This window comes from Burkholderia diffusa (assembly GCF_902499115.1).
GTDB lineage: Bacteria > Pseudomonadota > Gammaproteobacteria > Burkholderiales > Burkholderiaceae > Burkholderia > Burkholderia diffusa.
Map to the genome: position 1 here is coordinate 108,965 of NZ_CABVPN010000001.1, position 13,461 is coordinate 122,425.

Consider the following 13,461-nt stretch of genomic DNA (forward strand, 5'->3'; position numbering starts at 1 on the left):
ATACACCGAGTTTGCGATCGAAAAGTGTGCAAACCGTGGGCATACGGTGGGCGCATTGTGAGCAAAAAGGTACGTGGCTGGCACAGAATCCGCGGTAACGTAAGGCACAAGCATTCCCCGAGAGATTCATGACCATCCGTGCGCTAGTGTTCGACGCCTTTGGCACGCTCGCCGAGATCCAGGACCAGCGGCGCCCGTTTGCGCGTCTTGCGCGCGTCAGCCGGGACCGCCGGCAGCGTGAGCTATTGATGACGCGTGCCATCAGTCTTAAGGAAGCGGGCCGCGCGTTAGGCGGCGATCGCATCGACATGGCCGCCCTCGATGCAGATCTGACCGCAGAACTCGCAAGCATCCGGCTATTTCCGGACGTAGTTGGAACGCTCGAAGAAGCGCGGGCGCGCGGATTGAAAGTGGGAATTGCGTCCAATCTGGCCGCACCGTACGCCGAACCGCTGTTACGCCTGCTGCCGTTCAAACCGGATGTCTGTGCCTGGTCGTTTGAAGTCGGCTACCTGAAGCCGGATCCGCGCATCTTTGCATGGCTTTGTGAGCGGCTCGACGTCGCAGCGTGTGAGGCGCTGATGGTGGGCGACACGTTTCGCGATGACTACGCCGGCGCACTGGCAAGCGGCCTCCATGCGCTGCAACTGGATCGGCGCGGGCATGTGGGCTGTCAAAAGCCTGCAGTGACCATCCGAACGCTGCACGACGTTCTCCCTGCACTTCGCCATCTGTCGGAATCCGTATCGGGCGGCCAGACCGGATCTGTTGGCTTGTCGTAACACGAGACTGTGTCATGGAGCCGCGCCAGCGGCGTCCGCGTCTCCTGGAGCGCCAAACTGTTGGGCCGTGGCGACCGGGAAACGGAGCAGGAGGTCCTTTATCCAACATAGAAGGAAGGCTGATTACGGAGCGCCATCGCAGCCAGATCCGCAAGGTCATCAACCGCAACGCCGTGGTTCGCACGGATCGATCAGCGATCTCGGGTGAACGGCCGCGAGATGGGCGTCGATGGTGCTCAGTCGCCGGGCCCGCGATGTTTACCAGTGCAGGCGAGCGGTCTACGAAAGCTGTAAAATTCGAGGGATATCCGAATGACTACTTGCTCGAACGCACCCCAACCATGTACGGTCGTGGCAAACGCCCACTTGGACGGGCCGAATGGTTACCAGCCAGAATTAGGGAAGAATCACGGCTTGTATCGATTGAAAAGATGACGTCCGAGCAACGCTGACGCTAGACCTCGCTCTTCGATCAATCCGATTTGACGCATATGCTAGACGACAAGGCAATAAGACAGGCGTTGATTTCAATGCTGAGTGCAAGGAGCCCGAGACCGCGGTTACTCGTCCAAGAATTGGGCGTTCACAACACCAACGCTATTGTGGACGTCGCGGCCATTTACTCTGAATTGCACGGCTTCGAGATAAAAGGTGAAACCGATAGCGTATCCCGCGTGTCAAAACAGTCAAAATATTATAATCTTTCGTTTCCGCGACTCACCTTGGTTACCACATCAAATCACCTAGGATGGGCCTTAAAAAATCTCCCGGATTTTTGGGGCATTATTTTAGCCAAAAACAGCCCAACCGGCGCAGTAATGAACTACATTCGACCAACCAAGAGTAACCCCGATTTTTGCAAAGAAACATCACTCTTAATGCTCTGGAAAGATGAGCTATTAAATCTAGAAGACCAAGGCTACGAAATAAGGGCGAGAAAAAGTGATACTCGAGCAGAGTTGGCATCTAAAATTGCTTCGAAGTTAACAAAGCACCAGATAATCACTCTGCTCGCGGAGTCGATCGAAAACCGTCACCGAGCTAAAGACTATCAACCACAAATGTTATGTGAGTAACGAGCGCTGCCTTTAGCCAAGAGCTAGGACTGCCGCCCCGTTTGGCGCGCACGGGAGCGAGAACGCTTCGCTCAAAAATATATTCCTCGCCAAATGAATACGTAAAACTCCTAAAGAAAGGCTTTGCGACCAACGCATCCGCTATGTCGAAATACTGACCATAACCACTCGGATGCGTCTTAAACGCCCCACCCCGCACAACAAAATGTTTCGTGTCGTATGTGTAAAAAACTTTTGGGGCAGCGACGCCCTGCACCAACCACACCTCCAATTCCAAGTCGGAATAATCCGGGCTAACAAGTCCGTAATCACCAAATCCACATTTGGGCGCAACCGACTCGGGCAACAAACCCTCTATTCGTTTCCAAAGATGCCATTCTTGGCGCTCAATAGAGACACTACTGTTTGTCGATAGTATGGAAGTTATTACCGGAGGAATCGACGATCCAGCAAAAACAATTTTGTTTACGAAAAAATCACCTGAGAATGCCGTAATGAAATTAAGCGCGACACCCTTCAGCTTTTCCAGATCCGAAGAAATAACCCTAAAATCCACTATAAGGTGAATTTCTTGAGGCTCGATATTTTCGATTTGCAACCAAAGAGCATCAATTGATGGCTTTGTAAGCTTATAGCTTTCAATGTCTTCCTGCGTTAGTCGGATTGCCAATTCGCGCCCGGAATTCTTCGCGAAGCTTAAGGCAGCGCCATTGTGACTTGCATCCCGATTTAACGCAACAACCGGTATGGCATTTAGATGCTTAACGGCATCGAGAATGTACTGATACTGCGGAGCACCATTTAACTGAATAGAATCATCGAGATCAAAATTGTCGATATAAAAACTCGACTTTGACCACTGCTTTTCGATTTGCTTAACACCAATACGAAGCCTGTCTAAGATATCCACGGCAGACATATCTTTAGGCCGCGGAACATCAAAGAATGGAATCACATCATCATCTCTCGCATTGGCAAACTCCGCCATCGCTGAAATTTCGTTTTGTTTAAATTTTAGAAACGGCGTGTACCCCGGCATCACTCAATCCCTAAAATATTTCGCACATCGAGACTATTCACCAGATCTGAAAACAACCTGTAGTTACTATTCCTCTTCCTTAGTAGTCCTGCCGCGACAGTAGGGTGAACCGCCGCCTCCTTCGCCATTACGAGAAGGTCATCAATGTCCATAGACCGGTGCACGGCCGCCTTGATCCAGATGCGACGGGGAATCAGCGAGTCGGCAGCCAGTCGATTCGCCTCCGCCTCGACATCGGAAATATCATTTTCGCCATCGAAGTCATCAAGAATCGGGTGACTCAAGTCATCATAGTGCAATAACACATGTGCCAATTCGTGCAGCAATGTGAACCAGAAATAATCGTAGCGCGCATAACGCAAGCTCAATGCAATTACGGGAATACCATTCGGCAACTTCGCCGTAGCCCCATCAAGTTTCATCGATGAAAACGACTTTTCGTATACCAATACGATTCCGTAGGTTTCAAAAATGAAATCTTGAAGACCATCAATTTCATCAACATTCAAACTTTTCTGGGCAATGCGACGAAGATCTTCTTGGGTAATTCCTCTGTACGTTACATCAGGCTGCGACAGCGACACAGCTCGCGCCTTTTTCAGTACCTCACCAAGCCAAAGGGATGTAAGCGCCTCGCTTGCGTCGTCACGCTTTCTAAACAGAACAGTCGAGTCCACTGCAGTCAACTCAGCCGCAGCATTCATTAAAAGCAAGAGATCTGGTTCGCCAGAGCCACGACTCCTTAGCTCCTTCCACGGCAAGTTTTTCCGATGTTCAAAGAGAGCACAAAGCATCTCATCGGCTCGTCGCTCTTTTTTTGGAGAAAAAGGCACCGCCATGAAATCTGAAATTTCATCCATTTGCGCCCCCCATCAGTGCTATAGCTGCGTCCTCTTTTGCCTCAAAAAACCGCAAGTTCTCCTTTTCAGGATCCAACCCAAAATCGGTCATTCCGATTTTTACATAGTAAGCTTCTGCATTCGGGAGAGAGTGAAGGCAAAAACCAGGGCGGTAGCCACGAACGTTGACAGCAAAATCTATGCAATGCGCAAGAAGCAATGACCCGACCTGCGAAAACTGCTTTTGGTAACCGGGGCGTGGGCGATTCCACCGAGCCGTAGCAAGATAATCGATATAAAATATATCATCCCCATTCACCCTACTTGGTTCTGGATGATAAATAATCGCAATACCTTGCACCCTCCCCTCTGCGATCATATAAAACCACTCATACTGCGGCCCTTTACAATCAAACGCCTTCCGAGACCACTCCCAATGCCAATCTTCCAAATTATATATTCTAAGTAGCTCTCGGAGTTTATCCAAATCGCCTTGAGCCCCCGGATTATCATCCAAAAGCTGCTGAATAATCTTTGCCTTCTCTTGCCCCCACTCGCTATCCGCTTGGAATACGTAAGCAATATTAAACCCACAGGATATTTCGCATTCGATCTCCTGTTGAGTGTGATTGCACAGAAGCTTGTTTTTGAACATCCGATAAATCCCCGCCGATGACAGGTCAATGGTCTCTACTTCCGAGCCAACCTCAACGCTTTGAATCCGGTTTTCGGGCTCGCCGATATTCACCTTGTCTCGTGACGATTTATTAGTAGGCGCCATGTTCGCAAACATACGGAAAGCAGCCCCCCCGTAAAACGATTGCCACTCGGTGATTTATAGTCGATCGATGCCCTGCTTAGGGAATGATGCCAGCTGTTCGGGTTGACTTCAAGGCGATGCTACTCGCATTGATCCGATAGCAAGGAATCGCCCCAGACTCTGGCTCAGATGGAGGAAGTATTGTGATTTCACGTGGTTTGGAGCAGGTGACCCCGTTATCGGTCGCAGTATGTGTTGTTAGAGCACGAAGCGGAGAATCAGAAGGAACCCCTGCCCGGACACCCCATGCCTCGCTTCGGTGCAGCAGAGGTGCGTGGCCAGATTCCGGGAACAGCAGCAAAATTACGCTAAGCTACTGACGCGAAACAACTTTTAGTTTCGCTTGGCTACGGTTAAATTTGCTTATTTTTCAATAGCTTATCGCGTTACGCGCCGAATCATAATCCGCAGGTCCGGGGTTCGAGTCCCTGATTCGCCACCAAATGCGAAAAGCCGCTGTTCCGAAAGGATCAGCGGCTTTTTTCATTGCATCGTCCGGGCGTGCGCGGATTCACGCGTCGCCTGTCCGTCAGGTGCGCGCGCGTTCCACTCGTTACGCCACCACCGGCCCGCGCTCCTCCATCACCTCCGCCCGCACCTTCCCTCGCCAGTTCTCCCCGCCCTCCAGCGCCGGCGTCGACTCGAACAGCTCCGCGATCCAGTCCGCGAACACGCGCACCTTCTGCGACAGATGCCGGTTGTGCGGATACACGATCGAGATCGGCTTGGGCTTCGGATTGCAGTCGGGCAGCACCTCGACCAGCGAGCCGTCGCGCAGGTGCGGCAGCACCATGAACAGCGTCGGCTGGATCATCCCGAACCCTTCGAGCCCGCACGTCACGTACGCATCCGAATCGTTGACGGTGACACTGCCGTTCATCCGCACCTCGACCGGCTTGCCCTCGATCATGAACACCCACGGAATCGCCCGTGCACCGTGGCTCGCGCGGAAATTCACCGCATGATGGTCGGCCAGGTCGGCGATCTCCTGAGGCTCGCCGTGACGCGCCAGATAGTCGGGCGACGCGCAGGTCACGCGCTTGAGCATCCCGATCCGCCGCGCGACCATCGACGAATCCTCGAGCGGTCCGACCCGGATCATGCAGTCGATGCCCTCCTCGACCGGATCCACGTAGCGGTCCGACAAGCCGAGGTCGAGCGTGATGTCCGGATAACGCTGCCGGAAGACCGACAGCGCCGGCAACACGACGCGCCGCCCGAGCGAACTCGGCATGTGGACGCGCAGCACGCCGCTCGGCTTGCGGTTGCCGGTCTGGAAACTCGCGTCGGCTTCCGCGATCTCCGAGATGATCTTCATGCAATGCTCGTAATACGCGGCGCCCTCCGGCGTCAGCGACAGCCGGCGCGTCGTCCGGTGCATCAGACGCACTCCGAGCAGCGCCTCGAGATTCTGGATGATGGTCGTCACCGACGCGCGCGGCATCGCGAGCGTGTCGGCCGCGCGCGTGAAGCTGTTCGCGTCGACCACGCGAGTGAAAACTTCCATTGCCTGAATGCGGTCCATGCTGCGCCCCCTTCGAATCGCCAACGGAACAGAATAGAGCGCGCAACCCAAGCGGCACAAGCCCCCGTCTATTGTTTGCCTTGTCTGAATAGTTTCAGCGATTCGGACTGGAAAGTGATACGGATTCGTGCAGTTCCAGACGTTGCGGCTCCGTCCCCGGTCGCCATGCGCGGCGCGTTCGCCGTTCGCCGTTCGCCGTTCGCCGTTCGCCGTTCGCCGTTCGCCGTTCGCCGTTCGCCGTTCGCCGTTCGCCGGCACGTTACCGCACGAACCGCTCGCGATAGCCCTGCGGCGACACGCCGAGCACGCGCACGAAACTGCGCCGCAGCGTCTCTTCCGAGCCGAATCCGCACCGAGTGGCGATCCGCTTGACGGGCCACGCGGTTTCGCCGAGCAGACGCTGCGCGGCCTCGACGCGAATCTGCTCGACCGCGCGCGCGGGCGTGCGGCCGGTTTCCGCACGATAGTGACGCACGAAGCTGCGCTCGCTCATGCTGACGCGCTCGGCGAGCGCCGGCACCGACAGGTCGGCCGTCAAGTGCTCGGCGATCCATGCATGGAGTTCACCGAAGCGGTCGTCGGTACGCTGCATCGATAACATCGTGCTGAACTGCGCCTGCCCGCCCGGCCGCTTCAGGAACACGACGAGCTCGCGCGCGGCGTCGAGCGCGACCGCCCGCCCGAGATCCTCCTCGACCAGCGCGAGCGCGAGATCGATGCCGGCCGTCACGCCGGCCGACGTCCACAGCGCGCCTTCGCGGATGAAGATCGGATCGGGCTCGACGCGCACGTTCGGATAGCGCGCCGAGAATTCGTCGCAGCGCGCCCAGTGCGTGACCGCGCGCCGCCCGTCGAGCAGGCCGGCCTCGGCGAGCAGGAACGCGCCGGTGCAGACCGATGCCACACGTCGCGCGCGCTGCGCCTGCTGCCGGACCCACCGCACCATCCGCGCATCCTGCGAAGCGGCGTGCACGCCCTTGCCGCCGGCCACGATCAGCGTATCGGGCCGCCCGGCCGAGCGCAGCGAGTCGGCCATCACCACGAGGCCGGAGGACGTCTCGACCGGCCCCGCCTCCGCGGCGACGACACGTGGCGCGTACGGTGCGGGCCGCCCGCGCTCCTGCGCGAGATCGTTGACGGATGCGAACACCTGCAGCGGCCCGGACACGTCGAGCAACTGCGCACGGGGAAACGCGAGGACGAGGATCGAGCGCGGAGCGGCAGGCATGGCGATTGGCTGAAAACGTGGGCGATATGGCAATTTCGCCAAACACTACGCGCCTAGAATCGATCTGTCCATCGTGCGCCGACCGTGGCGCATCCCCTTCCCTTCGGAGCGTTCGCATGACCCTGCATATCGGCCTTCTCGTGTTTCCGGGCGTCCAGCAACTCGATCTCACCGGCCCGCACGACGTGTTCGCGTCGTTGCCCGACGTGACCGTCCATCTGGTCTGGAAATCGCGCGACACCGTCGCGTCGAGCAGCGGCCTCGCGCTCGCGCCGACCTGCACGTTCGACGATTGCCCGCCGCTCGACGTGATCTGCGTGCCCGGCGGGATCGGCATCAACGACCTGCTGCTCGATGCCGAAACGATCGCGTTCGTGCAGCAGCGCGCAGCCGCCGCGCGCTACGTGACGTCGGTCTGCACGGGTGCGCTGCTGCTCGGCGTGGCCGGCCTGCTGCGCGGCCGCCGCGCGACGACGCACTGGGCATTTCATTCGCTGCTCGCGCCGCTCGGGGCGGTGCCCGTGCGCGAGCGCGTGGTACGCGACGGCAACCTGATCACCGGCGGCGGCGTGACGGCCGGCATCGACTTCGCGTTGACGATCGCCGCCGAACTCGTCGGCGACGAAGAGGCGCAGTCGATCCAGCTGGCGCTCGAATACGCGCCCGCGCCGCCGTTCGATGCGGGCTCGCCGGATACCGCGCCGGCGTCGGTGCTGAAGCGCGTGACCGAGCGCTCGGCGGCAGGGCTGGAGAAGCGCAGGCAGACGATCGACGCGGCGTTGCGCGCGATGTCGCGCTGAAAACGGGCACACGAAAACCGAAGGGTGGGCGAGCCGCACGGCCACGCAGCCTGCCCGACCTCCGTAGCGCATTGACGGACCGGACCTACCGATGAACATCATCCGCAGCACCGCATTCACCGCGCAATGCCCGTGGGGCGCGCTGGACATCGCGAACCTGAACGGCATCACGGTCCGCCTGCACTGGACCGATCGGCCATACCATTGGCATGTGAACGACGGCGAGGAAGTTTTCGCGGTGCTCGACGGCCGCGTCGAGATGCGTTACCGCGCAGCAGGCATCGAGCACGCGACGGTGCTCGAAACGGGAGACGTATTTCACGCGACGATCGGCACCGAACACGTCGCACACCCGCTCGGCGAAGCGCGCATCCTCGTGATCGAGACCGAGGGCAGCGACTGACGACGGGCCTCAGCCCGAGATGGTGCCCGTCCCCTGCGACGGGATCAGCTTCGGCTGCGGCGTGCACAGGCACTGGCACAGGTCGTGTTCGAGCGCGACGACCTTGCCCATCACGGTCATCGTCCGCTCACCGCCGTCGGACACGATCACACCCTGGGTCTTGCACGCGGCGCAGAACACCGGCGCGCCGAGATAGGCGAGTTCGCGGCCGTCGAACGACGAATTGGCGATTCCGTCGAGCACGACACCGCCATGGTCGGTCGTGTCGCCCTTCAGGATGAATTTGCGGCTCATGCTTCGGCTCTCCCTCGGAAACGCCGCGCAGCGTGGCGTCGGGCCGCGCGCGGGCAGTCGGTATCCGCCCGTCGGTCGCGGGCGTTTCGCGAGGATATCACCGCGCAGTCGATCGTCGAATGCACGTCGTTCAGCGCGGCGTTCGCACTGTCTCTATGCACCGACATCGTGTCGTGCGGACCGAAGCACTTCATGGAGATCGACTGGATGCGCAAGCGGATGGTCACGATCGACGTGAAGGAGTCGATCCCGGCGTTGTCGGCCGGCGTGCGCACGCGGCGCAATGCGCTGAACACGATCGCGTGCGACTACCGGATTCACTGCTTCATCGAAGCCGTGCGCCGGCACGATCGCGCGAAGCGGCCATGGCGACAGCGACGCGCTCAAACGAACAACGCGACGCAAAGCGCGGCGCCGCACAGATACGTGCCGAGCGCGCCGATGAAACGCAGGGGGTTCGGCCTGCCCATCGTCGGCCACGCAAGCAGTCCGATCACGAGCAGACAGCGGCACGCGGTTGCCGCGACGATCAACGAGACGATCGCGCGCGACGGGTCGTGTGCGCCGAAATAGAGAAACAGCACCGCGAGAAACGGCGCGTATTCGGCCGTGTTGCCGTGCGCGCGCACGATCTTGTGCAACCCGTCGGTCGGATCGGACGCACACCCGGAACCGGTGGTGTGCCGGAAGCGCGTAACGGACACGGTCAGGCCGAGCCCGAACAGTAGCAATCCCAGGATCGTCGTGCAAACGAGCGCGACGGGATGGATCGACATGGCACCCCCGGTGAGAGCGGTCACGCGCCGCACATCCGCCGATCGTACCTGCAGCCGGTGCACCCGGCTATCGCGGAAACCCGTACCGTCTTCACGCACCGGCCACGGCGAGGATCGGACCCGAATTGCGATCGATACGGCGGCAATGCACAAACCCGGTGCGTGAACGGCCGGCGCGGCCTGCCGCCATCGCGCGTGGCGTGCCAGCGGTGCGCGCAAACGTTAATCCACGGCGACACATGCCACCGCAACGCAACGCCGATGCCGCATGTCACGGGCATGTGCGTTGCGTCGACGCATCTCGGTATTGAACCGCCCTTGGCAGCCCGCTGCGGAGGACTACACTAATCCTTAATAAGGTGCGGCCGGAGCCTGCGCCTTCAGGGAGACGCCGCCATGAATCGGCCGCTGAATCATCGCATCCTGCCGCGTGTGACCGGGAGTGCCTCGGTCTGGACGTGGATCAAGTGGTCCTTGCTGGCCGCGCTGGTGATCGCGATCGCGATCATCGCGCGACTCGTGATGACCGAGATCGAGACGTCGCGCCTGCAGGCGCACTACCTGTCCGAGCTCACCCGAGACGTCGGCTACACCGTCGAGGCCGGCGCAAGCGACCACATCCGCTTCCCCGCCAACGGGCCGTACGACCAGCGCCTCGGCTACTCGATGATTCCCGCGTTCCAGCAGCATCTGCTCGCGCGCGGCTTCGTCGTCGGCAAGCAGGCGCGCGATTCGCAACGCATGCTGTCGCTCGCCGATCACGGCCTGTTCCTGCCTTACGAAGAGAAAGACCAGGCCGGGCTGACGCTGTTCGATTCGACCGGCGCGCCGCTGTTCGCGACCGTGTTCCCGCAGCGCGTCTATACCGACTTCGACACGGTGCCGCGCGTGATCGCGGATTCGCTGCTGTTCATCGAGGATCGCTACCTGCTCGACGCGAACCAGCCGAACCGCAACCCGGCGATCGACTGGGGACGCTTCAGCCGCGCGCTCGCCGACCAGGCGATGCACGTCGTCAACCATCACCAGGCGCGTCCGGGCGGCAGCACGCTCGCGACGCAGATCGAGAAGTTCCGCCATTCGCCCGACGGCCGCACCGCGACGCCGCCGGAGAAGCTGCGACAGATCGCGTCCGCGTCGGTCCTCGCGTACCTGAACGGTCCGCAGACGATGCTCGCGCGGCGCGCGATCCTGGTGCGCTACCTGAACTCGGTGCCGCTCGCCGCGCGGCCGCACGTGGGCGAAATCACCGGCATCGGCGACGGTCTCGCCGCGTGGTACGGCCGCGACTTCAACGACGTGAACCGGATTCTGTCCGCGCCGACGAGCGGCGACAACGTCGACGAACAGGGCAAGACGTTCCGCGAGGTGCTGTCGCTGATCATCGCGCAGCGCGCGCCATCGTACTTCCTGAATCGCGGCTATCCGGCGCTGCAGAAGCTGACCGACAGCTATCTGCGGCTCCTGTCGAACGGCGGCGTGATCTCGCCCGCGCTGCGCGATGCGGCGCTCGCCGCGCAGATCGAGCGCAGCGCGCCGCCGGCCGCCGCGCACGTGCAGTCGTTCGTGTCGCGCAAGGCCATATCGTCCGCGCGCGCGTCGCTGCTGTCGGCACTGGGGATCAGCGACCTGTACCAGCTCGACCAGCTCGACCTCGAAGCAACCAGCACGCTCGACAACGGCGTGCAGCAGGCGGTCGCCGAACGGCTCGCGCAGGCGTCGACCCGCGACGGCGCGCAGGCCGCCGGCCTGTACGGCTTCGAGATGCTCGCCCCGAAGGACGACCCGTCGCACCTCACGTACAGCTTCACGCTGTACGAGCACCGCAACGGCGCGAACATGCTGCGCGTGCAGACCGATAGCGTGAACCAGCCGTTCGACGTGAACCGCGGCGGCCGCATCAACCTCGGCTCGACCGCGAAGCTGCGCACGCTGATCACCTACCTGCAGATCGTCTCCGACCTGCATGCGCGCTACGGCGACCTGTCGAACGCGCAACTCGCGAAGGTGAAGCCCGACCCGATCGACGGGCTGTCGCGCTGGGCGCTCGATTACCTGTCGCATACGCGCGATCGCTCGCTGCAGGCGATGCTCGACGCGGCGGTCGAGCGCAAGTACTCGGCGAGCCCCGACGTGTTCTACACGGGAGGCGGCGCGCAGGTGTTCTCGAACTTCGAGAAGTCGGACAACGGCCGCATCCTGACGCTGCATGCTGCGTTCGAACACTCGGTCAACCTCGTGTTCGTGCGGCTGATGCGCGACATCGTCCATTACGAGATGCTGCAGGCAGCCGGCCCGTCGTCGTCGTGGCTCGGCGATCCGGAGCAGCGCAAGCATTACCTCGAGCAGTTCGTCGACGCCGAAAGCAAGGTCTACGTGAAGCGCTACTACACGCGCTATGCGGGCAAGGCGCCCGACGACGCGCTCGCGCTGATGCTGCAGGACGTGCGCAAGTCGCCGCCGAAGATCGCGACGGTGCTGCGCAGCGTCGCGCCGAACGAATCGCTCGCGTGGTTCAGCGCGCAGATGCGCGCGCATCTGAAGGGCACGCCGGCCGCGACGCTTTCGGACGACGATCTCGCCGCGCTCTACGCGAAGTACGCGATCGAGCGGTTCAACCTCAACGATCGCGGCTATATCGCGAGCGTCCACCCGCTCGCGCTGTGGACGCTCAACTATCTGCGCGCGCACCCGAACGCGCCGCTCGGCGAAGTTCAGCGCGAAAGCCGCGATGCGCGCTTCTACACGTACTCGTGGCTGTACAAGACGCGCTACCACGCGACCCAGGACCGGCGCATTCGCCACATGGTCGAGCTGCGCGCGTACGGGGAGATCACGAAAGCGTGGCGTGCGCTCGGCTACCCGTTCGCGGAGGTCACGCCGTCATACGCGGCCGCGATCGGCGCATCGGGCGACCAGCCCGACGCGCTCGCGAAACTGATCGGCCTGATCGCGAACGGCGGCCAGAAAGCGCCGACCGAGACGATCACGCGCCTCGACTTCGCGAAGGGCACGCCGTACGAAACGCGCTTCGTGCGCGCGGTCGCGCAGCCGCAGCCGATGCTGTCACCGGAGATCGTAAACGTGGCGCGCACGCTGCTGCGCGACGTCGTGCTCAACGGCACCGCGCGGCGTCTGGCGGGCGGCTTCACGCTGCCCGACGGCAAGACGCTCCAGGTGTACGGCAAGACCGGGACGGGCGATCAGCGCTTCAACGTCTACGCGCGCGGCGCGCGGCTGATCGAGTCGCGCAAGGTCAATCGCAGCGGCACGTTCGTGTTCATGCTCGGCGACCGCTTCTTCGGTGTGCTGACGGCGACCGCGCACGAGCCGTACGCTGCACGCTACGACTTCACGAGCGCAATGGCCGTGCAGTTGCTGAAGTCGATGGCGCCGGCGCTCGCGCCGCTGATCGAGCGTCCTGTCACGGCCGGCACGCGCACGACGGGCCCGGCGCCGCAGGCCGCGCCGGTCGAGCCGTCCTGACGGCGGCGCGCGCGTCGGCAACGTCCTGACCGGAGACCATTGGCGGGGCCGATTCAAGCGCGTACAGTAGCGCGCACCGCGTCGCGCGCATTGTGCGACAGCGCCCGCCCCACCCACGCCGACCACGAGGAAAACCGCCATGCTCGAACTGCGCCCCGGCTGCGAATGCTGCGACAAGGACCTGCCGCCCGATTCGCCGGACGCACGCATTTGCACCTTCGAATGCACGTTCTGCGCGACCTGCGCGGACGACGTGCTGAAGGGCTGCTGCCCGAACTGCGGCGGCGATCTGGTGGTGCGGCCGCGCCGCCCGGCGAGCCTGCTCGCGAAATATCCGGCGTCGACGCAACGCGTGCTGAAACCTGGCGGCTGCGCGAACCACTGAAGGCCCGC

General features: G+C 61.3%; 14 protein-coding genes. 6 read left to right on the forward strand and 8 right to left on the reverse strand.

Going from position 1 to position 13,461, the window contains the following annotated elements; all coding sequences use genetic code 11:
• The first annotated feature begins 128 nt into the window (after positions 1-128).
• Complete coding sequence (locus BTE28158_RS00515; protein WP_151049607.1) at positions 129-782, forward strand: HAD family hydrolase; 654 nt, start codon at positions 129-131, stop codon at positions 780-782.
• Between the two features lie 491 nt (positions 783-1,273).
• On the forward strand, positions 1,274-1,858 hold the full coding sequence (locus tag BTE28158_RS00520; RefSeq protein ID WP_151049605.1) for a sce7726 family protein: 585 nt from the start codon (positions 1,274-1,276) through the stop codon (positions 1,856-1,858).
• Here the strand turns inward: BTE28158_RS00520 and BTE28158_RS00525 are convergent.
• From BTE28158_RS00525 to BTE28158_RS00545, 5 genes are all read right to left on the reverse strand, one after another.
• Positions 1,824-2,897: a beta family protein gene (locus tag BTE28158_RS00525; protein WP_151049603.1), complete on the reverse strand. Its 1,074-nt coding sequence runs from the start codon at positions 2,895-2,897 to the stop codon at positions 1,824-1,826. The two genes, BTE28158_RS00520 and BTE28158_RS00525, sit on opposite strands and share 35 nt — an antisense overlap.
• Positions 2,897-3,757 (reverse strand): ImmA/IrrE family metallo-endopeptidase, encoded by an 861-nt coding sequence (locus BTE28158_RS00530; RefSeq protein ID WP_151049601.1) that lies wholly within the window; start codon positions 3,755-3,757, stop codon positions 2,897-2,899. The genes BTE28158_RS00525 and BTE28158_RS00530 overlap by 1 nt, the downstream gene beginning before the upstream one ends.
• A complete protein-coding gene (locus tag BTE28158_RS00535) occupies positions 3,750-4,484 on the reverse strand; it encodes a GNAT family N-acetyltransferase (RefSeq protein WP_203249518.1) in 735 nt (244 codons plus the stop codon). The genes BTE28158_RS00530 and BTE28158_RS00535 overlap by 8 nt, the downstream gene beginning before the upstream one ends.
• A gap of 625 nt (positions 4,485-5,109) precedes the next feature.
• Positions 5,110-6,081, reverse strand: a complete 972-nt coding sequence (locus BTE28158_RS00540) for a LysR family transcriptional regulator (protein ID WP_151049599.1) — start codon at positions 6,079-6,081, stop codon at positions 5,110-5,112.
• 259 nt (positions 6,082-6,340) lie between these two features.
• The gene (locus BTE28158_RS00545) at positions 6,341-7,309 is read right to left on the reverse strand and encodes a GlxA family transcriptional regulator (RefSeq protein WP_151049595.1); all 969 of its coding nucleotides are present in this window, start codon (positions 7,307-7,309) and stop codon (positions 6,341-6,343) included.
• Positions 7,310-7,425: 116 nt separating this feature from the next.
• Between BTE28158_RS00545 and BTE28158_RS00550 the strand changes: the two genes are divergently transcribed.
• Entirely contained in the window at positions 7,426-8,109 is a 684-nt protein-coding gene (locus BTE28158_RS00550) for a DJ-1/PfpI family protein (protein ID WP_124621372.1), read from the forward strand.
• A 91-nt stretch (positions 8,110-8,200) separates the two neighbouring features.
• Positions 8,201-8,512, forward strand: a complete 312-nt coding sequence (locus tag BTE28158_RS00555) for a cupin domain-containing protein (RefSeq protein ID WP_124900951.1) — start codon at positions 8,201-8,203, stop codon at positions 8,510-8,512.
• A 9-nt stretch (positions 8,513-8,521) separates the two neighbouring features.
• Here BTE28158_RS00555 and BTE28158_RS00560 read toward each other — a convergent pair whose 3' ends face one another.
• The 3 genes from BTE28158_RS00560 to BTE28158_RS00570 form a co-directional block, all read right to left on the reverse strand.
• On the reverse strand, positions 8,522-8,806 hold the full coding sequence (locus BTE28158_RS00560) for a PAAR domain-containing protein (RefSeq protein WP_011657840.1): 285 nt from the start codon (positions 8,804-8,806) through the stop codon (positions 8,522-8,524).
• Complete coding sequence (locus tag BTE28158_RS00565) at positions 8,803-9,102, reverse strand: hypothetical protein (protein WP_170296437.1); 300 nt, start codon at positions 9,100-9,102, stop codon at positions 8,803-8,805. The genes BTE28158_RS00560 and BTE28158_RS00565 overlap by 4 nt, the downstream gene beginning before the upstream one ends.
• Before the next feature lie 87 nt (positions 9,103-9,189).
• Entirely contained in the window at positions 9,190-9,582 is a 393-nt protein-coding gene (locus BTE28158_RS00570; RefSeq protein ID WP_151049593.1) for an MAPEG family protein, read from the reverse strand.
• Between the two features lie 396 nt (positions 9,583-9,978).
• Here BTE28158_RS00570 and BTE28158_RS00575 point away from each other — a divergent pair, with 396 nt between their 5' ends.
• Positions 9,979-13,068, forward strand: coding sequence for a biosynthetic peptidoglycan transglycosylase (locus BTE28158_RS00575; RefSeq protein ID WP_151049591.1), 3,090 nt, complete (start codon positions 9,979-9,981; stop codon positions 13,066-13,068).
• A gap of 139 nt (positions 13,069-13,207) precedes the next feature.
• Positions 13,208-13,453, forward strand: a complete 246-nt coding sequence (locus tag BTE28158_RS00580) for a DUF1272 domain-containing protein (protein ID WP_059607579.1) — start codon at positions 13,208-13,210, stop codon at positions 13,451-13,453.
• The last annotated feature ends 8 nt before the right edge of the window (positions 13,454-13,461 follow it).

Excerpts from the sequence above, each read along its gene's own strand:
- BTE28158_RS00515 (WP_151049607.1), top strand. The coding sequence starts at position 129 with ATGACCATCCGTGCGCTAGTGTTCGACGCCTTTGGCACGCTCGCCGAG.
- BTE28158_RS00520 (WP_151049605.1), top strand. The coding sequence starts at position 1,274 with ATGCTAGACGACAAGGCAATAAGACAGGCGTTGATTTCAATGCTGAGT.
- BTE28158_RS00525 (WP_151049603.1), bottom strand. The coding sequence starts at position 2,897 with ATGCCGGGGTACACGCCGTTTCTAAAATTTAAACAAAACGAAATTTCA.
- BTE28158_RS00530 (WP_151049601.1), bottom strand. The coding sequence starts at position 3,757 with ATGGATGAAATTTCAGATTTCATGGCGGTGCCTTTTTCTCCAAAAAAA.
- BTE28158_RS00540 (WP_151049599.1), bottom strand. The coding sequence starts at position 6,081 with ATGGACCGCATTCAGGCAATGGAAGTTTTCACTCGCGTGGTCGACGCG.
- BTE28158_RS00545 (WP_151049595.1), bottom strand. The coding sequence starts at position 7,309 with ATGCCTGCCGCTCCGCGCTCGATCCTCGTCCTCGCGTTTCCCCGTGCG.
- BTE28158_RS00550 (WP_124621372.1), top strand. The coding sequence starts at position 7,426 with ATGACCCTGCATATCGGCCTTCTCGTGTTTCCGGGCGTCCAGCAACTC.
- BTE28158_RS00555 (WP_124900951.1), top strand. The coding sequence starts at position 8,201 with ATGAACATCATCCGCAGCACCGCATTCACCGCGCAATGCCCGTGGGGC.
- BTE28158_RS00560 (WP_011657840.1), bottom strand. The coding sequence starts at position 8,806 with ATGAGCCGCAAATTCATCCTGAAGGGCGACACGACCGACCATGGCGGT.
- BTE28158_RS00570 (WP_151049593.1), bottom strand. The coding sequence starts at position 9,582 with ATGTCGATCCATCCCGTCGCGCTCGTTTGCACGACGATCCTGGGATTG.
- BTE28158_RS00575 (WP_151049591.1), top strand. The coding sequence starts at position 9,979 with ATGAATCGGCCGCTGAATCATCGCATCCTGCCGCGTGTGACCGGGAGT.
- BTE28158_RS00580 (WP_059607579.1), top strand. The coding sequence starts at position 13,208 with ATGCTCGAACTGCGCCCCGGCTGCGAATGCTGCGACAAGGACCTGCCG.